Genomic DNA, 23,396 nt, shown 5'->3' on the forward strand with positions numbered 1-23,396 from the left:
CCTCAAAATCAGAAATTCAATTTCGCATCCACGCCAAGGGTAAAGCTGTAATACATAAAGGCGTGCTTGCTCGTATATTTCCAGAGGGGAATCGAAAAATAGGGTTCCACCTTGATTTTTCCCAAATCGATAACGGCCTTGGGTTGGATGGAAAAGACCATCACGTATTCGAAATCTTCGCCACCACCAATCGCGCGAACCGTTCCCGGCGTATTGCTAATCCAAGCACTGGAATTTCCGAAAATCCATTCAAAGGGAAATCCCAGACCGATCTGAATCAACCCCAGATTCAATTCCGGGCGGATAAGGAAAAGAAGCTCGTCCGCAGAATGTTCGTTAAAATCCCAAAAATACCAGGAATGCAGCCGAATCCCGAAGGATTCCCAGTTGCCGTAAAAACTGGTTCCGCCAAAAATCAGCGCCGGAGAGGGATTTTCCCCGTTTCCCAACAGATTTTTAGACCCCGCCGGAAACACGAAATTCAAAAATCCCGCCGAAGAAGGGCTTCCGTATTTAATGCCGAGAATCGGCCCCCAAAAACCCGTTGCATCCTTCATATCTTCATCGCTGCGAAATGGATAGCTGAAATTAAATTCAATGCCCCGAACCGGGCTGACCCGAATCGTCGGAATCAAATTCAACTGGAGATAGGTTTCGTCCAAAGAGGCCTTATCACCGTCGTGATACAGATTGCTATACAAAACCGTATTCCCGGAGAGCTGCACCTGGAACGTTTTAGGAATGACTCCGAATTCGTTATTCCACGCCAAACCCAGCGCCGAAAAAGCGAGAACAAACAATAGACCTGTTTTTTTCATTGGCTACCTCATTTTCAGCCCAAAGATAATTAAATAACTCATATACCCAGCAGAATTGACCGAGGATTTCAGGACTTTCCCCTCAAAATTCCGCCATCGCCGATTCCATTTCCTTGATTTCCCGCGGAATCGCCGCCGAAATATCCTCGCAGCCATCCGGAGTCACCAGCAAGTCGTTTTCAATGCGGATTCCGACATTTTCCGCATAGCGCACGCCAGAAAGCTCGATTTCAAAATAGCCGTAAATTCCGGGTTCATTCGAAATCAGCATCCCGGGTTCAAGCGGTTTGTCCATATAGACGCGGAAAGGGTCGCCTTCGTGAATCTGTTCCCCGATAAGATGGCTGACGCCGTGCGGTCGCTTGTCGTAAAGCAGACGGCATTTGCCGCCTTTCTGCACAAAACGTTCGTCGAGCGCTTTTTCAATAAAATTCCAGACATTCGCATCCAATTCCCGCAAAAACGCTCCGGGCTTCACCTGCGAAGCGTGAAATTTTTGAGCATCCAGAACAATGGAATACAGGATTTTTTGCAGCGGGTTGAATTTTCCGCCGACGGGAACCGTTCTCGAAATGTCGCTGTGCTGCGTTCCCGCCCGGATTCCAAAGTCCATCAGCAAAAGTTTTCCGCTTTCCAAAGGCTCGTCGTTTTTCACATAGTGCAAGCAGCAGGCATTTTCTCCGCAAGCCATAATCGTCGGGAAAGCCAAATCCCCGTCACTTTGCCGCTGCATCTGGTAATTCAAGAACAAAGCGGCATCCCGTTCCGTCCGAAAATTTTTCATTTCCTTCAAAAAGAGGCGAAACGCTTCGGCAGTCCAGCCCTGCGCTTTCCGGGAATCCTTCTGCTGAAAGGGATCGAGCACGACCCGCAAATCGAAATGCTTTTCCGCCAGGCTCTTTATGCGACAGGAATCGCCGAAATGCGCTTTCAATTCATCGGCGAAACGCCCGTTGTGATCCCCCGTAATCCCCCGGACGCCGTTCTTCGTCAAAAATTCCAAGAAAAAAACTTCCAGCGTATCGAGCCGCCATTTTTTCACGGACGCGTCCAAATAGCGCCAGAACTCCGTCGAAGGATAAATCCTTTGAAAACCCGTCCTTTCCTTCACCTCGTCCAAGTCGTCCGAATACGCGAGCTTTCGCCCCGTCCAAAATTCCCCCAAAGCGTCCTTGGGCGGCAAAAACAGCACCTCGCGTTCCCCTTCGCTTTCCGCAAGCGGATTCAGCAAAAGCTTGCAACCCGGCTGATTCAAGCCCGTCAAATACAAAAAGGATGGATCCTGGACCATCTTGTTCCCGATTTCCGTAAAGACTTCTTCGGAACCCGGATTTTGAAAAACCCCGGCAAAAAGGCCGATGGTTTCCAATTTTTTCAGCAGTTTCTTTCGGCGGGAACGATAAATTTCGGTTGCGGGCACATCGCCCGACGGTTCAATAAATACCTGAGAATAGCGATTCATGCCACAAAATCTACTTTTTTTGACGCCTAAAACGAAAACACGCCGATTTTTCTATATATATTTCCGTAGAACCAATTTTGCATGGAGCTTTTACAATGTCTTTATCTAAACTCTGGAAACTCGCCCTCGCTTCTCTTTGCGCATTCTCCCTCGTCGCTTGCGCAGGCTCCCGTCAAGGGGGAAGCGAAGAAGCTGCTGAAGAATACTCGGAAGAAGCCGAAGGCGGTTCCGCCAAAGCCCAAAAAGTGGACGAAGGCGAACTGCAAAGAACCCAGCAAGAAGCCATGAAAATGACGGAAGAAAACCACGAGCTGCGCCGCCAGATTTTTGAAGCGAAAACCCAGCTCGGCATTTCCACGCAACCGGCCGCCGAAGAACCCGCAGCCGATGCAGAAGCCGTCCAATAATTGATGGAACAAGAAGTCCGATACCCTCTTTCCGACAATCTCAAACGGATTATCGCGGGAGAAAATGAAACGGTTTTCCGCATGGTGGAAGACCGTTTTTCCGTTATCGTCCATTCCCGCCTTTCCGGACTGCGCATCGAAGCCAAAGGGGACAAAGCCGACCTTCAAGGAGCCTTGTCCATGCTCGATCAGGTGAAAATCGCAGCCAAAAACGGCACGTTCATCTCGCCGCATTTTCTGTCGGGCCTTGCCGAAAAAAGCCCGAACGAAACTCCCTTCATTCCTCAGGAAGTCATCCTCCGGAACAAAACGGGAATTCCCGTCGTCGCCAAGACCGCATCTCAAGCGGAACTGCTCAAAGCCTGCGAAAAAAACGACGTCATCTTTGCCGACGGGCCTGCGGGAACGGGAAAGACTTTCCTCGCAGTGGCCATCGCCGTCGCCAGCCTGGAACAAAGAGAAGTGGAACGCATTTGCCTGGTGCGCCCAGCGGTCGAAGCGGGAGAATCGCTCGGCTACCTTCCCGGCGACCTCAAAGAAAAAATCGCGCCCTACCTGCGCCCCATCCAAGACAGCCTGGCCGAACTGCTGCCCGCGGAAAAATTGCGCAAATACCAGGAAAGCGGTCAAATTGAAGTCGCACCGCTCGCCTATATGCGAGGCCGAACCCTCAAGCACGCCTTCATCATTCTGGACGAAGCGCAGAACACGACCATTCCGCAAATGCAAATGTTCCTGACGCGTCTGGGTTCCCACTCCAAAGCGATTATCACCGGAGACTCTTCCCAAATCGATTTGGGTCCCAAGCAGACTTCCGGTTTTGCGCACGCCATCCGGCTTTTGTCCAAAGTCAAAGGCATCGCCCACATCCGCTTTCCGGCGACAGACGTTCTGCGCCATCCCCTGGTACGGGAAATCATTAAAGCATACGAATCCGGAGACAGAAAATGAATCATAAAACTTTGAAGCGGCATCTCTTTTTCGGATGCCTTATCGTCATTATTTTGGGAATCGTCCTGTTCCCCGACAAAAATTTGGCGCAAAAATCCGAAGTTCCCCACCTGGGGCAGATTAGCCCGCGGACCATCGTCGCCCCCATTTCTTTTGAAGTCCCCAAGTCCGCGCAGGAAATCATCAACGAAAAATCCCGCGCCGCCGACAAAGTCTATGCGGTATTCGAATACAACCACGACGAAACCGTGCGCATTCTCAACGATTTAAAATCCTACCTTTCGAGTCTTTCCCGCTATGGAACTCTCCAGGCCGAAATCTCGGCGGATACCGACGATTCGACCATGCAGATCAAAGTGCAGCAGGCCTCCCAGATTTTTCACCAGCTGACGAACCGCCTTTCCAACACGGCCGTGCAGCAGCTCTCTTCGAGCAAGCGGGCAAGGGATTCCCTGGAAAGCGCGTTCAACCGGATGCTAGATCAAGGCGTTTCCAACACGCTTCTCGCGACGAACAACACCAGCGTGCAACTTTTCCGAGACACCTACAACATCCAGGACGTCAATTACCTGCCCTATTCCAAAACCGAAGTTTCCTTTGTGCGGGACAATGAAGAACGCAAGCTGGACGCCAGCCGCATCCAGCCACGCGAACGCGCCATCGACGAAACATTCACCGATTTGCAACGGTATTTCAAAAACCAGGCGATGCAGAGCGCATTTTACGAGGCCCTCTACGTGTTCACCCTGCCCAACGTCTTTTATCTGAAAAAAGAAACGGAACACCGCCGGGAACTGGCCGAAAATCAAGTGAACGCTTCCAAAGGCATGATTCCCCGCGGCATGGAACTGATTTCGCAAGGATCGATTGTCACCAAAGACGTACTGGAACGGCTAGAAGCCATGCAGAACGCCATGCAAAAAGAAGAAGGTTCGCGGCACTTCACCGCCATCTACGGTCAAGCCATCTTTATCGCCGTCATCATTTTCCTCTTTTTCCTGTATTTTTACTACTTCCATTCCAAGCGTTTCCGCACCCGCCGCCAAATCTGGAGCATCGCCGCCCTCGCCGCCATCCAGCTTTGCGCATTTGCGGCCATTCACCATTTTGGCGCTTACATCCAGACGACCACCCCGAACCTGCCGCAGGACATCGACGTAACGTGGTTCTTCCCCTTCATCCTTTCCCCCGTCATTTCCACCGTCCTCTACGACCGGAAAATCGGCACGCTCTTCTCCATTTTTTCGGCATCCTTTTTGGGCATTCTCTCTGGCTACGACCTTTCGACAACCATTCTCGCTTTTGGAATCTGCTGGGCCGGGCTTCACAACCTGAACCGGATCCGTTACCGTTCCCAATTCATCTGGAGCATTCTGGCCGCCATCGTCGCCTTTGCCATCGCCCTTTCCATCCAACTGCTTTTGCGCAATCGCTTCCAGTGGGAAATCATCTACCCGACATTCCTCGCGGGCGTTATCAATATCGTCACGTGGAGCGCCGTCTCCTCCGTGGTGCTCATCCATTTGGCCGAACGCATTTTCGGCATCACGACCGACTTGACGCTGCTGGAGCTTTCGGACTTTAACCGCCCTGCGCTCAAAAGACTTTCCGACCTTGCTCCGGGAACCTTCCACCACTCCATTCAGGTGGCGAATCTCGCCGAAAAAGTCGCCGACGAAATCGGCGCGAACGCCCTGCTCGTGCGCACCATGGCCCTTTACCACGACATCGGGAAAACCATGCGTCCCGAATTTTTCACGGAAAACCAGAAACAGGGCATCAACCCGCACACGAGTCTCCAGCCGCGCGACTCCGCCAAAATCATTCTCAGCCATGTTACCCAAGGAATTGAACTCGCCAAGGAATTCAAGCTGCCCGAAGCCATCACCGACGGTATTGTGGAACACCACGGCACGAGCATCATCCAGTATTTCTATCAGGAAGCCAAAAAGCAGGATCCAGGAACGAAAGCGGCGGACTTCACCTATCCGGGACCCAGGCCGCAATCCAAGGAAACCGCGATACTGATGATTTCGGACGTCGTCGAAGCTTCCAGCCGCGCCATGCCCGAACCGACGCCAGAAAAACTGGAAAACCTCATTTACACGACCATCAACGCCCGGCTTAACGAAGGCCAGCTTTCCGAAAGCGGACTCAATCTGCGAGAAATTTCCCAGCTCACAAAAGTCTTTTTGCAGAGTCTTGACGGCACATACCACACCCGCGTGAAGTATCCAGCCGCAGCACTTGCCGCAGGAAGAAGGCGTCCACAACTCCAGCCCTGACAAAATTCGAGTATTTCAAAAAAAATTGCATTTTTTCTTGGAATACCTCTTGACACGGTTTAAAATCATTTATATATTTGGGCTACCCTATTGGTGATAACACTAAACAAGGCTTGAAGTTATGAAGAAGAACATTCTTTTAGTGGCTCTCGGAGCTTTGTTGATAGTGATCGGATTTGTCTGTCTTGCCCAAGGGCCTGCGGACAACCCTGTATCACTGACGGTCGCACCGATTATTTTGGTTCTTGCCTATCTGGTTGTCATTCCTATTGGAATCTTCTGGGGCGGCAATGATCGAAAGAAGTAGGGGCGATTAGCTCAGCTGGTTCAGAGCGTCTGCCTTACAAGCAGAATGTCAGCGGTTCGAATCCGTTATCGCCCAGAAACGGGGTGGTAGCTCAATTTTGGTTAGAGCACCGGCCTGTCACGCCGGAGGTTGCGAGTTCAAGCCTCGTCCGTCCCGCTAAAAACCTCTCTTCGGAGAGGTTTTTTGTTTTAAACTCGCGCGCATTTCCGCCTCCTCTCGCAGAACTTCTGCGCTTCGTTTCTTTTTCATCTGGCTGTCACGGGTTTGCCTCATGCCCACGCCTGCCATTTTGCTAATATGAATGGACTTGGCGGATTTTGCGGCAAGGATTGGAGTGCCGCGGCAAGCGTTCACGCGCACAGCGCGGGAATGGAGCGAAAGCGGAAGCACGGAAAGCCTGATTTTTGTGAAGCGGTGCGGAACAAAAAGCCGCCCGAAAAAAGGAGAAACACGATGACCAAAGTGAAATGCGGACACGCCTGTACGATAGGCGAATCGCAGTCTCGCAAGCCCGGATTGTCAAGTTTTTGCCGCTGCACTTAAATTGCTCGTCCCCCAAAACGGAGACTTCATGGAAATTCTGCCTATCAAAAACCGAGGCGAATTTAGACGCTGGCTTTCGGAAAATCATGGCAAGGAAAAAGAATGCTGGATTATCGTCCAACGGGGACGCCCTGTGGATGACGGCACTTTCTGGTACATCGACGCTGTCGAAGAAGCGCTCTGCTTCGGTTGGATCGACTGCACGACCAAAAAAACGGGACTCGGAACGGCGCAGCGTTTTGCACCACGTCGCAAAAAAAAGCGTATGGTCCGAACTGAACAAAGAGCGTTGCCGCAGAATGGAAAAACTCGGCAAGATGACAGACGCGGGCAGAGCCGTTCTTTCCGATATGTCTGAAAAGGGCTTTGTCATGGACGCAGATGTGCTCGCCGCCCTTCAAGCGGACAAAAAGGCGTGGCACTATTTTTTGACTTTTCCGGTTTTATATCAGCGCATCCGAATAGACACGGTTCAAATCAAAAAGAAAAATCCAAAAGTTTTCCGTTTCCGCCTTCAAAAACTCATCGAAAACAGCAGGAACGGCGTTATGTACGGCGAGTGGAACGACAACGGACGACTTTCATATTGAAAAAGCTCGGTTCAAAAAGCAAAAATAAATTACAATCTATATCAAGGGTTACTGCTATGTTTTGGACAAACAAATACCATTCTCCCATCGGCGGCATAACGCTAGCCAGCAACGGAACAGAACTGACCGGGCTTTGGTTCGACGGACAAAGATTTTTTGCCGACACATTGCCCGAAGAATACGAAGAAAAGGATTTGCCTGTTTTCGAGCAAGCACGGAGATGGCTCGACATTTATTTTTCGGGAAAAGCCCCGGTTTTTACACCGCCGCTTGCATTCGTCGGGATTTCGCCATTTAGAAAGCGCGTCTGGGAAATCATGCTTGACATTCCGTTCGGAGAGACTTCTACCTACGGAAAAATCGCCCAGCAAATCGTATGGGAAACGGGCAAAGCGGTCTCGACGCAAGCCGTCGGCGGAGCGGTCGGGCACAATTCCATTTCGCTGATAATTCCCTGCCACCGAGTCGTCGGAACGAACGGCGGCCTCACCGGATACGCTGGCGGTATCGATAAAAAAATCGAACTGTTGAAAATGGAAGGCGTTGACATTTCAAAATTTGCGTTGCCGATATAAAAGAACCGTTCCCTTTTGCGCCAAGGATTGTAGGGGCTGCGCCAGCAGTTCCGAAGCGTCGCGCCGGAATGAGCGATAGCGGAACCCCGCAAAGCCTAGTTTTTGTGGAGCTTCGCGAAACAAAAAGACGTCCAAATAAACCTAAACTTTCAACTCGTCGATTGCGTCCTCTCAAAACCGATTTTTGCATACGGATTTTCAAAACGTTTCGAGTCATTTTCCGAATCGATTTTCGGAAGTTCTGTTTGCCTCTTTTCGACGGCGCTGTCCAGAATTTCTTCCACAAATCAAATTCAAGCCGACAAACTAAAAAACGCATCGAATACAAAAACGCCGAAGAAACTCTTCGGCGCATATAAAAGACAGGGCAAAAAATTAGAAATGGATGACGCGAACGCGAATGACCTTTTCCAACTTTTTCAGCGCATCGATAATGGAATCATCGACGGAAGTTTCCACATCAATCAGATTGTATCCGATTTTGCCGTTGCTCTTGTTGCTAAAGCTTGCAATGTTGATGTTTGCGGCACCAAAGACCTTGGTGATTTCGGCAATCATGTTCGGCACGTCCTGGTTGATGACAACGACGCGGCTCTTGACTTCTGCATGCGGATAGCTGTCCAGCGGCGGAAAATTGACCGAGTTGCGCACCACGCCAAATTCCAAATAGTCCTTGAGTTCTTCGACAGCCATTACCGCGCAATTTTCTTCCGCTTCTTCGGTGCTTGCGCCAAGGTGCGGGAAAATTTTGATTTTCGGATTCTGCAAGGATTTTTTGTCGGCGAAATCCGTCAAGTAACTCTGCAAACGGCCTTCGTCCAGCATCTTGTAAACGGTGTCCATGTTCACGATTCCGCCGCGGGCGAAGTTCATGATAATGGAGCCTTTGAATGCGGCAAGGTTCTTTTCGTTCAGCATATTTTCCGTGACGCCCTTGATGAACGGAACATGGACGGTAATGAAATCCGACTTGGCAATCACTTCGTCGATGGTCTTCACCACCGAGACGACATTTGAAAGCTTGTGCATGTTCGCCGCGCTCGGATAGGGGTCGTAAGCGACGACGTTCATGTTTTTCCAGCGGGCATAATTTGAAACGAGAACGCCGATTTTGCCAAGGCCGATAACGCCCAGGGTCTTTCCGGAAAGTTCCGTTCCCGAGAACATTTTCTTGCCTTTTTCAATCGTTTTGTCCAAAGCGGGATCGTTCGGATCCAGATTCTTGACCCAATTCGTCGCTTCAAAAACGTGGCGCACTTCCATGCCGAGAATCGTCATGACCAATTCGGCGACAGCGTTCGCATTGGCTCCCGGAGCATTGAATACGCAAATTCCCTTTGCGCTCGCCTTGTCGATGGTGATGTTATTGACACCGGCACCGGCGCGGGCGACGGCCAGCAATTCGCTGAAAGAATCCGTATCGACCTGGGCGCTGCGGACAAGAATCGCTTCCGGATTTTCAACCGATTCCGAAACTTCGTAATCCTTGCCAAACAGGCACAGACCTTTCTGGGAGATATTATTCAGGGTTTTGATTTTACGCATGGTGAGTTCCTTTGTTATGATTCATTTAGATTCTTTTGCTTCCACATAACGACCGCGGCTCTTGATGAGTTCCACGAGTTCGTCCAAGGCATTTGCCTCGGGGACATTCTTTTTGACACAGGTTTTGCCCTCGAACAGATTGATGAATCCGGGGGCCCCGCCGATATAGCCGAAATCCGCATCCGCCAATTCTCCAGGACCGTTCACAATACAGCCCATCACGCCGATGGAAATGTTTTGCAAATGTCCCAGCCGGGCCTTAATTTTTCCGATGACTTCCCGAATATCGTAGAGAGTTCTGCCACAGCCCGGGCAGCTGATGAATTCCGTTTTGCTCCGACGCACGCCGGCAGCCTGCAAAATATCGAAAGCGAGAGACACGGCCATATTCTGGTCGCTTTCCGATTCGACGACAACGGCATCGCCTATTCCGTCGGCGAGCAAGCTGCCAAATTCGGCTGCCGTTTTCAGTTTGTCGCTTTCCGAAGCGGAAATCCGTTTGTAAAGCAGCACCGGATTTTTCTGTTTTCTCGATTCCAAAGCCGAAACCAGCGCGCGGTTGCCCAAAACGAATTGCTCGCCCACATACGCCACCAAAGAATCCTGCGGGATATTTCTGCTTCCATCGGCAAAAGCGGCGATATCCAATTCGTCCTTAAAAGCGACTATGTTCTGCCCAGCAAAGCCGGTGAACGCAAATTCCGGAGACCGAAGTCCATTGGAAAGACTGAGAACCGGAGCCGAAACGCCAACACGCACCATTTCCGCGGCACCGATTGCGCCCCCCGAATACGAAACTTTTTCCGTTTCCAGACGCTTGTAATGGTAAGGGTCCTTTGCCCAATCGGGAACGTGAAAGTCCAACGTTTTTTGCGGAAGTTCAGAAACCCGAATCAATTCTTGCGCGACAGGAACCTCGGCGACAGGATCCTCGGTCAAGGAAACGCGAATCGTATCAGCAAGGCCGTCGATTAAAAGCGAGCCGATGCCGACCGCCGACTTGAGCCGTCCATCTTCGCCAGCTCCCGCTTCCGTAACGCCAACATGGAACGGATACGGTTTGAAATGCTCTTTTTCCAATCGAGCGGCAAGCATCCGATAAGCGGCAATCGCCACGCGGGGCGTCGAAGATTTCAAGCTGACCACGACCTGATCAAAATGTTCCGCTTCGCAGACCGCCAGATATTCCATGGCGCTTTCGACCATTCCCTCGACCGTATCGCCATAACGGTAAAGCATCCGAGCCGAAAGGGATCCGTGATTGACGCCGATGCGAATCACCCGTCCGCGCTCTCTGGCTTCCCGGACAAACGGCGTAAAGGCCTCGACGACTTTTTCTTTGCCTTCTTCAAAATTTTTTTCCGCCTGCTTTTCCAAAGTGGCAATTCCCGAATCGACAAAATTGCCCGGATTGATGCGCACTTTTTCGACCCACTTGAGGGCTTCGAATGCGGCCTTCGGCTGGAAGTGGATATCTGCAGAGACGGGAACCCGACAGCCCGTAGCGCGAATCTGGCGCATTACTTCTTCGAGTGCCTGGGCGTCGGCAAGAGTCGGCACGGTAATACGGACAAGACCGCATCCCGCCTGAGCCAAGGCCAAAGTCTGGCGAACTGTTTCTGCGACATCTTTGGGTTTGGTCGTCGTCATGGACTGCACGAGCACGGGGGATTCGCCGCCAATCACGGCTTCGCCAACTTGAACCCGGACCGTTTTTCTGCGAACCGGAGAGAAGCGGTTCGGCATATAGGGATAATTAAAATTTTCGGACATGGCTTCAATATAGCACTTTTTAACCCAAGCCTAGACTCGTTGTTCTTCAATGCTCCGTTTTCTTTTTACGATGATCCTGCCATTCCGCAAGAATCATTCCGAAAAGAATCAGCCCCGCTCCAATACAGGCAAAAACCGTAATCCGTTCCGACAGAAAGAGAACCGAAAGAATCATGGAAACCAGCGGAATCGCATAGATGTAATTCGACGCGAGCACAGTTCCAATGACGCGCAAAGCCCGATTCCAAACCACATAGCCAAATAGCGACGCGACGACTCCCAAAAAGAGGAAATGGGCGACGACCTGTCCATTTTTAAATGCAGCCCAGGGAACGTCCAGCCCCACCAAAGCTAAAACCGGAAGCGACGTCAGCGTTCCGTAAAAGAAAATCTTTCGCGAAATGAAAAGCGACGAGTAGCATCCGGAAAGAGGCCGCACAATCAGCGAATAAACCGTCCACGCCAAGGCTGCTGCAAACGCCAGAATATCGCCCACCGGAGAAAGTTTCAAAATAAATTTTCCATTCAAAACGACCAGAGCCATTCCGCACAAAGTAATTACCGAACCCGCAATCTGTCTCCTGTTCAAGCGTTCGCCTGGAAACAGCGCTCCCGCAACAATCATAGTCAGCAGTGGATTGGCGCAAACAATCAGAGACACATTGGAAACGAGCGAGTATTCCAAAGCCGTATTTTCCGCAATGAAATAAATGGATCCGGCGGTAAGCCCGCAACACGCAAGCATTCCTTCGTGTTTCCAGCTGTCCGCAAAGAATTTATCGTGAGAGAGCAGCAAAAGAATCAAATAGGCAAAAAGAAAACGCAGCAGATAAATATGGGTCGGCAAAAAGCCCGCATTCAAAAGAATTTTTGTCGAAACAAAACTGGCTCCCCAAACGGATACCGTCAAAATGGCGAGGATATGCCACAGAAAAAGCGAGGGATTTTTCATCGCTTTCAAAGATAAAAATCACGTCCCTTAAAAACGGACGCTAGCCCCCAAATAGCCGGGAAGCGCCACCAGGGAAACCCGCGAAGAGCGGTGCAACCGCAAAACGGCAAAACTTCCCAAAGAACCGACAAGGGCTCCAGCCAAAACATCCGTCGGGTAGTGCTTCCCCGCCCAAATCCGCAACACGCCGACGCTCGCCGCAGCCGAAAGCGATACGCTCCAAACAAGAGGCACATAAGGGGAATTCGGATTTTTCGCATCGTACCACATTCCGCTGAAAACGGCCAGGGCAAATGCCGCGCTCGTATGCCCGGAATAAAAAGAGCCCCAGGCTTCCCCGCGTTCCAAATCCGCCCCCGAAGCGTATAATTCCGGGCGCGGCCACAAGCGAGAACTTCTGAGCAGCAAATTGATCCCGTTCGTCCACAAGCCGATTTCCACGGCACTCAACAAGAATACGCAGACTTCCCCGGCATCGCTTTTGTCCGTCGCCCAATTGTAACCCTCCCATGCAAACGGCAGGAGAATGCCAAGCGACATCCAGTCGCTAATGCGATCGGCGACCTTGTTCTTATTCCCCGCAAACGGCCTGTCCCACGGCAACAATTCGCTTTTATCCGGCAAATCCCGGCGAGGTTCCATATCCGCATACCGCAGGGAGCCCCACAAAGAAACCCCGGTACCTAACACGAGCAAAGGAACATCCGTTTTCGCATTCCAGGCAAACGTTTTTTCTTCGGCAAATGATGGCGACGCTCCCCAATGCAAAACCATCGAAGCGGCGATCAAAAAGAAAAAAAAGGAAAAACGGAAATTCATTCGGCAGCTTTTAAAAAGGGGTCCGGCAAAGTGGTTCGACAGGCTCACCAACCATGGTTCGACTAGTTCGACAACCGGTCCTTGAGCTTGCCAAAGGGCACCTACCGGTTTGAAAAAACGTCATAACGAAATGCAGAGCGACAAAGCCATTTTGTAAGCACCTCTCTAGCCACGCCGCTATTTGCGCACTTCCGAACGCCTGAACGACGAGATAGTGCCATAATCTAAAGCCTCTTGGAAAGACGGTCTGCACGACAAGTCGCCACCGCTTTATTGAAAATGTATTTTTAGAAGTCGCCATTATTCGGAAAATAAGATAGATTTATTCCATGGAAAAAAAAAGCTCCGCCCTAGAACCGCTCATTCCAACTCTTGACCTTTTCAACGCGGTCTCCGACGAGACCCGACTTAAAATTCTGATGATTCTATCCCGTTCAGAATTTACGGTAAACGAATTGAAAGAAATTCTAGGCATCCACCAGTCGAATGCCAGCCGTCATCTCGCCAAACTTTCGAGCTGCGGGCTCCTCAAAGACCGGCGCGAAGGGACCAAAGCCTTTTACGGACTTTCCGACGACCTCTATCTGAGCAGAAAACTCTACGACATGATTTCCAAGGCCTGGGAGCAGCTTTCCGATTTGGCGCTCGTCGAAAGCAAAGTGGAAGAGCTTCTGGTCGCCCGGCGGAACAGCAACACGGCAAAATTCCACAAGCTTTCCGAAGCCGGCGGGAGCCTGAAAGCCCAAATTTCCCTTTTCGCCCATCTGATGCTCCCCTTTGAACACGCTATCGATATCGGTTGCGGCGAAGGCGGCGACTTGAGCTTTATGCTTGCGAACCGCTGCAAGCAAGTTACCGCCATCGACATCAACGAAACCACCGTGAAAGGCGTGATGGACATCGCCCGCGAAAAAGGCACCGAAAATCTGAACGCGATTTGCGCCGATATGCGAAAAATTCCCCTCCCGACAGGATGCGCCGACCTGGTTTTAATGAGCCAGGTTCTGCACCATGCGCCCAGCCCGCAAGAAGCCCTGGCCGAAGCCGTCCGACTTTTGACTCCTGGCGGAACCCTTGCCCTGCTCGACCTTGCGGAACACCAGGAAGAGGAACTCCGCGAATCCCATGGGCATCTCTGGCTCGGATTCAGCAAAGAACGCATCCAGTTCCTGCTGCAAAACCTGCCCTGCCGAATCGATACTTCGGAAATCATCCAGAGCGAAATTTCTACCGAAGAAAAGCTTCCCGCCATCTGCGTCATCGTGAAAAAAAATTTGCCGGCATGATATTCTTTTTTCCTTTTTTTAAGTAAATTTATCTTGGTTTCAAAACAAGGAGTGCCTTTATGGGAAAATTCGTCAAAATCGTCGGGATTGTCACCGTCTTCCTGCTTTCTCTCTTTTCGATTTACCACATCGTCCAATCCCGTTCTTTGGACGAGAACGCCGCAGACTGATTAGAATCCCGAAACTGAAGTCGCCGCCTTTCGCAATAAGGCGGTTTTTTATTACCTTGCGAATATGAAAAAAGAATCCGTAAAACAACTTGGAACTTTCGCCGGTATCGGCATCGCCTTTTTCCTTTTTCTCCTTTTTATTTTTCGGGCCTTCGTATTCGACGCGAATACGCTGATGCTCAATTCCGACCAGCTGAACGGCATCGGCAGCAAGGTCGTTCGGGCGCAAAGCCTTGTCCTCTCGGAATGGGACGATTCCCGATTGGGCGGAGTTCCAACCATCGACGCCCTGTTTGGCGACGCCTACCACCCGCTGGTTCTTGTCGAATTCCTGACGGATCCCGCCCGCGCCGTCGGATTTAAATTCATTTTAATCGTATGGGTCGCTTTCTTGTGCGCGACTCTGCTCGCCCGCTCGCTCTCGGGAAGCCTCGCCTGGGGAACCCTTTTCGGTTTTCTATACGCCTTTTCTCCGCAGTACTTTTCCTACGTCTATGGCGGACACGACGGCAAGATGATGGTTTTCGCCGTGGCGCCTCTCGCCATTCTCGCCATTCGGAAAATCATTCGGGAAGGCAGCCTCTTCTATTTTATCGTCTTCACTCTTTCCATCGTCTGGATGATTCTCGGCTCGCATTTGCAGCTCACCTACCTGTTCCTCTGGGGTGCCGGATTTTACGCCCTCTTTGAAACCCTCGCCCTCAACGCAAGCTGGAAAGTCCGCTCCCAAAAATTGGGAATCGCTGCGGGAGCACTGGCAATTGCGCTGGGCATTTCCGCATTCCAGATAATCCCGCCCTACCTTTACACCACTGCGGAATCCGTCCGGGGAACCGGAGAAAAAACCAATTACGGGCACGCAAGCAGCTGGTCGCTTCATCAGGAAGAGTTGGCCTCGATGCTCATTCCGGGATTTCTCGGCGTGGATGTTTACGAGCAGAAAAACGGAGCGGCAGGACCGGAACTTTCGGGCAGTGCGCTCATTACAGTGCCCTATGCCGACATGCAAAAAGAGGGATTGCAGGGTTCGCCTTTCTACTGGGGCACAATCCTTTTAAACTGAACCACGACAGCGCGGGCATCGTTCTCACATTCCTCGCTTTTCTCGGATTTTTTGTGCGCAAAAGCCGGCGAGCCGCCATTTTCTGGTTTGTCGGAGCCGCCGTCGCCCTCTCTTACGCGATGGGCGCGCATTCCCCGCTCTTTAAACTCTGGTTCGCCATTATCCCCGGCATGAAAAGTTTCCGTGCGCCCAGCATGGCCATGTTCTGGCTTCCGCTCGTGATGATGATGATGGCGATTCCCGTCATCCAAGCGTTCAACCGGCCCGAAAATCGCCGGAGCCTCAAAGCTGGCCTCATCATGTTCCTTTCCCTTTTGGGACTCGCCTGCATCGCCCGATTCTCTTGGACAAGCTTTCTGGGCATTCCGGGCTTTTTGGTTTCCATCGCCTATGGCACCGTCCTGATTGCCGTCATCAACATTCTCGACCGCGACGCTCCATTTAAAATGGACGAATTCATCCTTGCCTTCAAATCCAAATTCCAGGGTTCTTCCAAGCTGGAACTCGGCTCGCTCTTCGTCCCCTTCCTCCTTACCGGGCTATTTTTTCTCTCCGACCAAAATCTTCTCGCCGACCCCGTCACCGCAGGCTACTTCAAAAGTTTGAATGAAAACGTCATGCGCTACTCCGCAAGCAAAATGATTCCTAGCTTGATTCTGGCAGTCGCCGCCATTTTAGGGGTCTGGTTCGTGTGCGCCACCCAAAAATCCGCGCTGCAAAAAGCATTGATAGTCGGAGCCATCGCCGCCGTGGAACTTTACACCCTCGACGCGACATTCATCCAAAACGTGCAGGCGAGCGAATACGCCCAACCGACACACCCCGTTATCCGCAGCATCCAGGCAGAGCATCCGAACGCGACCGAACGCCCGCGGGTCCTTTCCATTTCCCAGACGCAGGCCTTCAGCTCCAACTCGTTCCCGCTTTACGGAATGCGCAACGCCAGCGGATTTCACGACAACGAACTCGCGAGCTACCGGCTTTTCCGCGGAGAAAACAACGAAAATTATCTCTACAACATAAACCAGGTGATTCAAGGGCAAGCGCAAAACGCCTTCCTCGACCTGATGAACATCGGCGACGTCATTTTCGATTCCCGCGCCGGCGTGCAATACGTCCCTCTGCAAAACAGCGAAAGCGACGGCAGACTTTATGCCAATTACACGGTACAAAGCGATTCCGAAGCCGTCCAATCTCTACGCAACGGAATGGATTTTAAAAAGACGATCATCCTTGCCGAAAAGCCCGAAGGATTTTCCCCGTCCGATGCGGTGACGGGTTCCGCCAAGCTGGTCGCCAGCCCCAAAATGGACGACCTGACCTATAAAGTCCATGCAGACCGCCCCGCCATCATGCTTTCGTCGGGCAATTTCCACCGCTACTGGAAAGCGACAGTCAATGGCAAACCCGCCAAAGTTTACAAGGCTTTTGGCACGTTGCGAGCCGTTGTCGTCCCTGCGGGCGAATCGACGGTTCGTCTGGAATATAAATCCGACGCCGTGCGCATTTCGCTTTGGATTGGACTCATTTCGCTTTGTATTTTCGTTATCGCCGTGGGAACGGTTTGGGTGCTAAAGCGGAAAACTAAAATGCAGTAAACTCGGAGGGGGAGGCGAAACTCCCCCGCTACTTCTTTCCGCCAAACCAAGAATTGATATCCTGCCCTTCGGCCATACGGAATTTTTCCAAAGTCAGCCCCGCCCCCAAAGGCGCCGCATCGATTCCCGCATTCTTCAATACCTTCAAAATGCTCTCGGTCCCGATTCTGCCCGCATCATCTTGATCCAAGCAGACGACGACCCGCTTATTTCGAAAAAGATTTGTCCATTCCGGTTTGAACGACTTCACTCCCGGAATTCCCACCGAAGGAAATCCCCTGTCCATCATGGTCAAAGTATCCACGCAGCCTTCGCACAAATAAATCCAGCCGGGTTTTCCATCCAAAAGCGAGACGTTGAATGGAAACGGCACGGACCCGCGCAAGTTCAATTCCTTCGGTTGCGTCTCCGCATCGATAGCCCGCGCCTGAAAATACCGGGGAATGATTTTTTCGTCGATGTAAGGGAAAAGCAGGCGATGCTTGTAATAGCGCAGATTGCCCTTTTCGTTGTAAAGCCCCGCTTTCTGCAACACTTCCAAGCCGAATTTCTGCAGAAGTTCCCGATTCACCTTGTCGTAGTCCGAAATAAAGCGCAGCCGCGCGGAGTCCCACGTTTTTTTGAAAATGCGCCGTTTGATAAGCCACGCCGACGCCGGAGTGTTGTCCACGGGAGAAAGCATTTCAAAAAAAGCGAGAATGATTTTTGTGCGCAAAATCGGATCGATTTCGGGTTCCTGTTTTCGATGAAGCGGTTTTGCCAAAGCCGCGGCATTCCGATTTAACGAAGAGCCATTTTTAGAAACGCCCGCCCCTAGCGACGAATCCGGAAAAAATTCCACACGCAACCAGTCCACGGCTTTCTGAAAATTCCAGTCCAAAGTCAATTCCACTAGCCGAATGACATCGCCGTGAACATCCGGGCAAACCCAGCAGTTGAAAAGCCCCTTCGATTCCGAAAGCGAAACGCTTGGCGTCCTGTCTCCATGAGCATGGCGCACCGCATAAGGGCAACGGATTTTTCCGCGGACAACTTGAAGTCCCAAGCGTTCTGCCACCTGGGTAATCGAAAGCGAGGCTTTCAGGGCGTCGATATCTTCGCGGGTGTTGGACATCGCCCTTAAAATAATAAAAACACTTTGAAAACGCCCATTTTTAAATGACTTTCTCGGGCAAAACAAACGGGGAAGACGGCGTTCCCGCTTATCTTATGCGCATTCCGCGTTTTTTAGGAACGCCTATTTATCGGATTTCCTCCTGTTGCAATCCCTGCAGAGCATTTGGCAATTTTCCAATAGGGTCTTGCCGCCTTGGCTCCAGGGCGTAATGTGGTCGGCTTCCATTTCCGCGATTTGGAAGACCTTTCCGCAGTCGGGGCAATCCGGGTTTGCGCACTTGCCTTGCTGGCGTTCATAAGCGGCAATTTTCTGCGCATCGGAAAATTCGCGGATGGAAAGGAATTTTTCCTTGCGGGTCAAAAGATAGGGATAGATTCCGCGTTTGTTGGTCACGTCGTCATCTAGCAAGAGTTTTTGCGTTTCGGCTTCCAGCTTCTCCGTATCAAAAAAATCGTCCTTGTAATCGTTGTAGAAAAACCCCCAGTCCTGTCCCTTCATCAACTTGATGCGTTGCTTTGAAGCGTTGAACGTAGTCCTAATCCATTCGATGACGTTTTGGAAATAACGCCACAGCGCTCCGGCGTTTTGGTCGTGCTGGTGAATTGCCATGTATTCGTCAATGGCTCCTCCGCCGAGCCAATAGATGGCCGTTTCCAAATAGTCTTGACGGATGGCGGAACCGTTCAAGAAATCCGCTCCGATTTTCTGCGCAGCACAGCCGTTCTTGCTAAAGTAGCGCTTAGCATCGCTCACCCAAGGGCCTGCATACACGGCGTTGCGAAGTTCCTGTTCCGTCAGTTTTTCGCCTGCGATGTTGATGGTGCGGAACCAGGAGAGTTTTTCGGAATCCGTACCGGAGCAGACATAGACCATGAGCGGGTAGTCCAAAAACTTCTGCTGCTCGTCATCGGCGAGATTCTTGTAATAGCGAAAATCAAAGGCGAATTCATTGTCCGCATATTGACATATCGAGATAGTGCGCTGTTGCCCGTCAATGACTTCGAACGAGCCGTCTTCGCGGAGAGCCCAGTACATCACGTTCAGCGGGAATCCCTTGAATACGGTATCGATGACGGCTTCGCGTTGCTTTTCCTTGTAGATAAATTCTCGCTGGTAGGGCGGACGGATGTCGAGTTTTCCACCGAATGCGACCACGCGGCCTGTTTCATCATCGCTTTCGTAACCCTCTACAAGGTCACGGATTTTGATTTGCTTGAGTTCGATTTTCATAATTTAATGGACAGTGGTTAGTGATTAGTGATTAGGAGTTTCTTTGGCGGCGACGGATGAGGACGCGTTCATAAATTCTTTTGCCTGCTACATACGGCGCCCCCTTCGGCATTGAGTCTGTACTTGTTCCAAGAATTTCAAATTGTTCCGGGTTATACTTATTTAGGAAGGTTATCGGGACTCCCATGACCCCGTCATAATTTTCGGGAATTTCATCGGTTTTGTTGACATTGATGGCTTCGTAATTGTCATAATGCGGATACTCTTCAGGAGAGTATTTCTTATAGAAAATCAAGTCTTCATGGCGCTTTGGCAAGTCAAGGTTGGTAAACCAACACGCATTGCCAAGACTCCTCCATTTTTGACCAGTTTCATCAACCCAAAAGCGTGTTTCTCGCGGCTCATAGTAATCGGGAACCTTAAATTTCATATCTCCCGCATGATTGCCCAGCCAAATAAGATTGTCTCTAATCAAAGGAAAGATTTCAACATAGTGAATTGCATTCTGATTCCCTACAATCAGAAACTTCTTCCCAAACCCTATTAACTGCGCCACATACTCCCTAAATAAACTAAAGGGCGGGTTTGTCACCACGATGTCTGCCTGTTTCAAAAGCTCAATACATTCGGCACTGCGAAAATCGCCGTCGCCTTCAAAATAATGAATGCCGATTTCTTCGGGGTCGGGGACGCGGTTGCCATTTTTGTCGCCAAAGTATTCCAGCCAAATCGCCCGCTCGGAATCGTTCTGGCTGAACAGGTCCCGTTCCTGATTCTTGTAGCAGGTGGTAATCAGTCTTTTCAAGCCCAAGTGTTCAAAGTTGTAGGCGAAGTAGTGGAAAAAGTTCGACACCCGTGGGTCGTCGCAGTTGCAAAGGACTGTCTTTCCCTTGAAATGTTTCTTGTAATGTTTCAGCTCGTTCTCGATATCCGAGAGCTGGGTGTAAAATTCATCTTTCTTGGCGTTCTTCGCGCTATTCAACTGGCTGTTCTTCGCCATGGGGCTTGCTCCTTGGAGCTTTGCCCTGATTCGGCGCAATCCGCATTCACAAATAAAAAAGGCGTGAAGTTGAATGCACTTATCCGCTCTGAGGTTACGACCAAGTACCCTATCGAAATAAGCACAAACAACTCACGCCCCAAAACGGGCGACAGAAAACACGACAAATGTTGGATGGATTGCTTCGTCACCTTACGGTTCCTCGCAATGACGTTCCTGTTTGCCGTATCTGTCGAAATACGCCCGAACGCACTGTAGATGTACAGTACGCCAAAACGTATTCACGTGAGCGTTCGTCCCATTCTCCCGATTGAAAAATTTGGTCGTATTTCAGAGCGGAGAACGAGAGCAAATACTCTTCAAAAATGTCTATGGGAAAGATAGAATTAAAAATTCCCCCGGCAAAGCCAAGGGAAAGGCAAAATCGCCTTTAAGAATAAACTTTATTCCACAGTCAATGCGATGCTCAATTCGGCATCGTCATAGGAATACGGGCTCCACGCATCGGACATCAGGTAAGTCAGACTGCCGTCATCATTGGAAACGATTTCAAAGAAACCCGGATCCGTAGACAAATAGGGACCCCACCACGATTCATGATGATACGACTTGACTCTCAATACAGGGACGCCATCCTGAAGCAAAACGTCCGGAACGGTCTTTATCGTCGGGTCGGTAACATGGTATCCGTGATAGGTGCCAAGGGTCGCAAACGAGCCATCGGCCTTGGCGATTTCAATCGTCGTTTGCGCAGCACTGTTATACCAAACCAATTGATACATGGCATTTTTCTTTTCCTTTTCCCAATATGGAACTGTTCTAAACGCGTTTTCAATCGCCGCATTGATTTTGGCGTAGCTCTGTAAGCATGGCTTATAATACGATTCATTCCAAGCGTGATGTGTAAAGTTATTACTTTCGCACTCCTCTCCATCAACAGGGCCATTGGATTCACCCTCAGGAATTGTTCAAAGAAGAACCCTTGCCGCATTGACAATTAAATCGTTGTCATTGATCAGGTACCAATCAGGATTTTTATCTGTAGGAACAGCGACGTTGAACGAATAAAAATGTTCACGGACGGAATCGGGAAACGAATTGAATGCTTTGTATGTGTACATTCCACCTTGTGAATGGCCAAGCACCAAAGCTCTCGATTTATTGTTTGCACAATTAGCCAACTCGGATTTTAGATCCGCATCTGTTTTTTCATTAGACTCAATAATTTCATTCCAGAGTTTATCTCTATAATTAATAATTTCTTCTAATACAGGATTAAATTGCGATGCAAATTGTATTTTTAATTCTTCATACGACATATAAAGGAATACACCTAAACCCAGCACGCTAATATCAGGCCCTGCATCCACCACCATATTATAGATAGTTTGAACAATGTCAGTAAACTTGTTGCGCGATGTCTTATTAAATATCAATTCCGTAGAAATGGTGTCTTCTGGAAATTGCTTTTGAATAGCTTCTTTTACATAAACAAATAAATTTTCAAAATTATCCCATGCATTTTGCCTAGAATCATAACCAATTCCATTTATGGCGAAAAAATTTGTTCTAAGGTAATATTCGTCAGAAAGTGAGTTTTCCTTCTTTAAAACTCCTGAATTATACACCTTCTTTAATGTTCTATTTCCTACAACAAACAATGAATCATCATTTAAAGAACTTTGTGCCGTTATCTTATTTTCTTTTATACTAACCTTTTTAAAACTCCCATTCTTCTTATCTTCTAGAAGAAAAATACCTTTCAGAGATAGAATTTCATTTGTGGTAATAATCCCTGCGGAATGCTGGCAATATCCTTCATAAACCACGGATCCTTTTAAATTCATTATTTTACAAGGTGATTCGGCACACCACACAAATGAAACAGACAAAATTAGAAAAACAAAAAATGTCAAATGTTTTTCCATTACTTCATCCTCTCTTGTTCCAAAATTTCATTGTAAGTATTCATCCCCTCTGCAACTAAACTAGAATAACGTTTGTCAAATTTTACAGCAACAGGTAAAGATTTTCCGGAAAAGATTTGATCAATTTCATCATCAAATAGAATTCGTTCCTTCGTATTATGCAACTGAGCAAAAAAAAGATTCCATTTCAATTCCTTTTTGGCATCTACTTCATGGATGAGAGAGCCTCCCAACGAAGCCAAAACCTCATACGGGTGTAGTTCCTCGTAAGTCATTTGCGGATTTTCATAGAAGGCTGTCCATTGGTTCTGTATGGCGCGGGCCAAGTAGCGATAGGCGGCCCTTTTTTCGGGGCTGTCGGGAATTTCCGCATCTATCAGAGAATCCAAGTCGTCCCGGACGCCATTCCCATCCTTGTCTTCTCCAAGAATTTTAATTCTTGCCGAATCAATCGTCACAACGTTGTCGTAACACTCATCCGTCATGGACAAGAATAGTTTGTCTGTGCTTTCAAAAACAGGACTTGAAGAAAACGAATAATCCAGCTGGTATTCCCACGGGAACCAATACCGATAATGCAAACCAAACACGATGCCGGATGTATTCGGGAAATAACTTTTCGGGGCGATGAACGCTCCCTGTTTCAGCCAAAAATGGATTTGATAGGTGGTGTCCGTCAAAGTATCGACTTTGAAATTCAAATCAGGCAAATACCAGTCGTGTTCAAACACAAACTCCTTGTTGGCGTGAAACCGATAGCAAAACGACATCTGTTTTAATGTATCGATTCCATGATTGAAAACCCTCACTCTTATAGCGTTGTTATCCAGCGAGTAGGGCTGCTCGTTTTTGATTTCTGCCGTTAATGGCATAACATGGGAATCCGCAAATGCGACCGCAACCAAAGCACCCAAAATGCAAATTATTTTGTATGGATTCATTTTCTGATTCTCCAGCGTTAATAAGATGTGATTAAA

The 23,396-nt window shown here is 49.6% G+C and carries 22 protein-coding genes, 2 tRNA genes and 1 pseudogene; 12 read left to right on the forward strand and 13 right to left on the reverse strand.

All coding sequences use genetic code 11. The features are described 5' to 3' along the window. Window positions 1–8: 8 nt before the first annotated feature. Together BGX14_RS01770 and BGX14_RS01775 are read right to left on the reverse strand one after the other, a co-directional pair. Window positions 9–818 (reverse strand): hypothetical protein, encoded by an 810-nt coding sequence (locus BGX14_RS01770; RefSeq protein WP_095878886.1) that lies wholly within the window; start codon window positions 816–818, stop codon window positions 9–11. Window positions 819–900: 82 nt separating this feature from the next. Then, window positions 901–2,280: an aminopeptidase P family protein gene (locus BGX14_RS01775; RefSeq protein WP_095878887.1), complete on the reverse strand. Its 1,380-nt coding sequence runs from the start codon at window positions 2,278–2,280 to the stop codon at window positions 901–903. Between the two features lie 95 nt (window positions 2,281–2,375). Here BGX14_RS01775 and BGX14_RS01780 point away from each other — a divergent pair, with 95 nt between their 5' ends. The 9 genes and pseudogenes from BGX14_RS01780 to BGX14_RS01820 all read left to right on the forward strand — a co-directional run bounded on the left by BGX14_RS01780 (window position 2,376) and on the right by BGX14_RS01820 (window position 7,938). Then, complete coding sequence (locus tag BGX14_RS01780) at window positions 2,376–2,687, forward strand: hypothetical protein (protein WP_095878888.1); 312 nt, start codon at window positions 2,376–2,378, stop codon at window positions 2,685–2,687. A 3-nt stretch (window positions 2,688–2,690) separates the two neighbouring features. After that, window positions 2,691–3,638 carry a PhoH family protein gene (locus tag BGX14_RS01785; protein ID WP_073305337.1) on the forward strand — a complete coding sequence of 316 codons (948 nt, stop codon included), beginning with the start codon at window positions 2,691–2,693 and terminating at the stop codon, window positions 3,636–3,638. Further along, window positions 3,635–5,923, forward strand: coding sequence for an HD family phosphohydrolase (locus tag BGX14_RS01790; RefSeq protein WP_095878889.1), 2,289 nt, complete (start codon window positions 3,635–3,637; stop codon window positions 5,921–5,923). The genes BGX14_RS01785 and BGX14_RS01790 overlap by 4 nt, the downstream gene beginning before the upstream one ends. A 121-nt stretch (window positions 5,924–6,044) precedes the next feature. Continuing rightward, complete coding sequence (locus BGX14_RS01795) at window positions 6,045–6,230, forward strand: hypothetical protein (protein WP_073305334.1); 186 nt, start codon at window positions 6,045–6,047, stop codon at window positions 6,228–6,230. Further along, window positions 6,231–6,305: transfer RNA gene (locus tag BGX14_RS01800), tRNA-Val, on the forward strand. 5 nt (window positions 6,306–6,310) lie between these two features. After that, window positions 6,311–6,386: transfer RNA gene (locus tag BGX14_RS01805), tRNA-Asp, on the forward strand. Window positions 6,387–6,527: 141 nt separating this feature from the next. Continuing rightward, window positions 6,528–6,773, forward strand: a complete 246-nt coding sequence (locus tag BGX14_RS15190; RefSeq protein WP_143394082.1) for a hypothetical protein — start codon at window positions 6,528–6,530, stop codon at window positions 6,771–6,773. A 28-nt stretch (window positions 6,774–6,801) separates the two neighbouring features. Further along, window positions 6,802–7,363, forward strand: a pseudogene (locus BGX14_RS16375) (YdeI family protein). Window positions 7,364–7,419: 56 nt separating this feature from the next. Continuing rightward, window positions 7,420–7,938, forward strand: coding sequence for a methylated-DNA--[protein]-cysteine S-methyltransferase (locus BGX14_RS01820; protein ID WP_095878891.1), 519 nt, complete (start codon window positions 7,420–7,422; stop codon window positions 7,936–7,938). A 149-nt stretch (window positions 7,939–8,087) separates the two neighbouring features. Here the strand turns inward: BGX14_RS01820 and BGX14_RS16245 are convergent, their stop codons facing one another. From BGX14_RS16245 to BGX14_RS01840, 5 genes are all read right to left on the reverse strand, one after another. Then, window positions 8,088–8,222, reverse strand: coding sequence for a hypothetical protein (locus BGX14_RS16245; protein WP_255404467.1), 135 nt, complete (start codon window positions 8,220–8,222; stop codon window positions 8,088–8,090). A gap of 91 nt (window positions 8,223–8,313) precedes the next feature. After that, window positions 8,314–9,483 carry a phosphoglycerate dehydrogenase gene (locus BGX14_RS01825; protein ID WP_073305328.1) on the reverse strand — a complete coding sequence of 390 codons (1,170 nt, stop codon included), beginning with the start codon at window positions 9,481–9,483 and terminating at the stop codon, window positions 8,314–8,316. Between the two features lie 21 nt (window positions 9,484–9,504). Further along, entirely contained in the window at window positions 9,505–11,256 is a 1,752-nt protein-coding gene (ispG, locus tag BGX14_RS01830) for a (E)-4-hydroxy-3-methylbut-2-enyl-diphosphate synthase (RefSeq protein ID WP_073305326.1), read from the reverse strand. 46 nt (window positions 11,257–11,302) lie between these two features. Then, window positions 11,303–12,208: a DMT family transporter gene (locus BGX14_RS01835; RefSeq protein ID WP_073305324.1), complete on the reverse strand. Its 906-nt coding sequence runs from the start codon at window positions 12,206–12,208 to the stop codon at window positions 11,303–11,305. A gap of 27 nt (window positions 12,209–12,235) precedes the next feature. Continuing rightward, complete coding sequence (locus BGX14_RS01840; protein WP_158223196.1) at window positions 12,236–12,997, reverse strand: phosphatase PAP2 family protein; 762 nt, start codon at window positions 12,995–12,997, stop codon at window positions 12,236–12,238. 359 nt (window positions 12,998–13,356) lie between these two features. Here BGX14_RS01840 and BGX14_RS01845 point away from each other — a divergent pair, with 359 nt between their 5' ends. From BGX14_RS01845 to BGX14_RS01855, 3 genes are all read left to right on the forward strand, one after another. Then, window positions 13,357–14,313: a metalloregulator ArsR/SmtB family transcription factor gene (locus BGX14_RS01845; protein ID WP_073305321.1), complete on the forward strand. Its 957-nt coding sequence runs from the start codon at window positions 13,357–13,359 to the stop codon at window positions 14,311–14,313. A gap of 234 nt (window positions 14,314–14,547) precedes the next feature. Beyond that, entirely contained in the window at window positions 14,548–15,546 is a 999-nt protein-coding gene (locus BGX14_RS01850; RefSeq protein ID WP_095878893.1) for a hypothetical protein, read from the forward strand. A 53-nt stretch (window positions 15,547–15,599) separates the two neighbouring features. After that, window positions 15,600–17,144 (forward strand): hypothetical protein, encoded by a 1,545-nt coding sequence (locus BGX14_RS01855; protein ID WP_095878894.1) that lies wholly within the window; start codon window positions 15,600–15,602, stop codon window positions 17,142–17,144. A gap of 28 nt (window positions 17,145–17,172) precedes the next feature. On the opposite strand, the gene BGX14_RS01860 is transcribed toward BGX14_RS01855, so the two are convergent. The 6 genes from BGX14_RS01860 to BGX14_RS01885 form a co-directional block, all read right to left on the reverse strand. Beyond that, window positions 17,173–18,258 carry a toprim domain-containing protein gene (locus BGX14_RS01860; protein WP_073305318.1) on the reverse strand — a complete coding sequence of 362 codons (1,086 nt, stop codon included), beginning with the start codon at window positions 18,256–18,258 and terminating at the stop codon, window positions 17,173–17,175. A gap of 123 nt (window positions 18,259–18,381) precedes the next feature. Then, complete coding sequence (locus BGX14_RS01865; RefSeq protein WP_095878895.1) at window positions 18,382–19,491, reverse strand: DUF262 domain-containing protein; 1,110 nt, start codon at window positions 19,489–19,491, stop codon at window positions 18,382–18,384. A gap of 31 nt (window positions 19,492–19,522) precedes the next feature. Beyond that, a complete protein-coding gene (locus BGX14_RS01870; protein ID WP_073305367.1) occupies window positions 19,523–20,491 on the reverse strand; it encodes an adenine-specific methyltransferase EcoRI family protein in 969 nt (322 codons plus the stop codon). Between the two features lie 443 nt (window positions 20,492–20,934). Next, window positions 20,935–21,273, reverse strand: coding sequence for a hypothetical protein (locus BGX14_RS01875; RefSeq protein ID WP_073305314.1), 339 nt, complete (start codon window positions 21,271–21,273; stop codon window positions 20,935–20,937). Window positions 21,274–21,459: 186 nt separating this feature from the next. Next, window positions 21,460–22,419 carry a hypothetical protein gene (locus BGX14_RS01880; protein WP_095878896.1) on the reverse strand — a complete coding sequence of 320 codons (960 nt, stop codon included), beginning with the start codon at window positions 22,417–22,419 and terminating at the stop codon, window positions 21,460–21,462. After that, on the reverse strand, window positions 22,419–23,360 hold the full coding sequence (locus BGX14_RS01885; RefSeq protein ID WP_095878897.1) for a hypothetical protein: 942 nt from the start codon (window positions 23,358–23,360) through the stop codon (window positions 22,419–22,421). Before BGX14_RS01885 ends, BGX14_RS01880 begins: the two co-directional genes overlap by 1 nt. Between the last annotated feature and the right edge of the window lie 36 nt (window positions 23,361–23,396).

Origin of the sequence: Fibrobacter sp. UWS1, from assembly GCF_002300445.1 — a bacterium.
In the GTDB taxonomy this organism is placed as follows: Bacteria; Fibrobacterota; Fibrobacteria; order Fibrobacterales; family Fibrobacteraceae; genus Hallerella; species Hallerella intestinalis.

Coding starts and splice junctions, on each gene's coding strand:
- BGX14_RS01850 (WP_095878893.1), top strand. CDS start 14,548: ATGAAAAAAGAATCCGTAAAACAACTTGGAACTTTCGCCGGTATCGGC.
- BGX14_RS01790 (WP_095878889.1), top strand. CDS start 3,635: ATGAATCATAAAACTTTGAAGCGGCATCTCTTTTTCGGATGCCTTATC.
- BGX14_RS01775 (WP_095878887.1), bottom strand. CDS start 2,280: ATGAATCGCTATTCTCAGGTATTTATTGAACCGTCGGGCGATGTGCCC.
- BGX14_RS01770 (WP_095878886.1), bottom strand. CDS start 818: ATGAAAAAAACAGGTCTATTGTTTGTTCTCGCTTTTTCGGCGCTGGGT.
- BGX14_RS01820 (WP_095878891.1), top strand. CDS start 7,420: ATGTTTTGGACAAACAAATACCATTCTCCCATCGGCGGCATAACGCTA.
- BGX14_RS01795 (WP_073305334.1), top strand. CDS start 6,045: ATGAAGAAGAACATTCTTTTAGTGGCTCTCGGAGCTTTGTTGATAGTG.
- BGX14_RS01885 (WP_095878897.1), bottom strand. CDS start 23,360: ATGAATCCATACAAAATAATTTGCATTTTGGGTGCTTTGGTTGCGGTC.
- BGX14_RS01880 (WP_095878896.1), bottom strand. CDS start 22,419: ATGGAAAAACATTTGACATTTTTTGTTTTTCTAATTTTGTCTGTTTCA.
- BGX14_RS01845 (WP_073305321.1), top strand. CDS start 13,357: ATGGAAAAAAAAAGCTCCGCCCTAGAACCGCTCATTCCAACTCTTGAC.
- BGX14_RS01865 (WP_095878895.1), bottom strand. CDS start 19,491: ATGAAAATCGAACTCAAGCAAATCAAAATCCGTGACCTTGTAGAGGGT.
- ispG (WP_073305326.1), bottom strand. CDS start 11,256: ATGTCCGAAAATTTTAATTATCCCTATATGCCGAACCGCTTCTCTCCG.
- BGX14_RS01875 (WP_073305314.1), bottom strand. CDS start 21,273: ATGTATCAATTGGTTTGGTATAACAGTGCTGCGCAAACGACGATTGAA.
- BGX14_RS01785 (WP_073305337.1), top strand. CDS start 2,691: ATGGAACAAGAAGTCCGATACCCTCTTTCCGACAATCTCAAACGGATT.
- BGX14_RS15190 (WP_143394082.1), top strand. CDS start 6,528: ATGAATGGACTTGGCGGATTTTGCGGCAAGGATTGGAGTGCCGCGGCA.
- BGX14_RS01780 (WP_095878888.1), top strand. CDS start 2,376: ATGTCTTTATCTAAACTCTGGAAACTCGCCCTCGCTTCTCTTTGCGCA.
- BGX14_RS01870 (WP_073305367.1), bottom strand. CDS start 20,491: ATGGCGAAGAACAGCCAGTTGAATAGCGCGAAGAACGCCAAGAAAGAT.
- BGX14_RS01860 (WP_073305318.1), bottom strand. CDS start 18,258: ATGTCCAACACCCGCGAAGATATCGACGCCCTGAAAGCCTCGCTTTCG.
- BGX14_RS01825 (WP_073305328.1), bottom strand. CDS start 9,483: ATGCGTAAAATCAAAACCCTGAATAATATCTCCCAGAAAGGTCTGTGC.
- BGX14_RS01835 (WP_073305324.1), bottom strand. CDS start 12,208: ATGAAAAATCCCTCGCTTTTTCTGTGGCATATCCTCGCCATTTTGACG.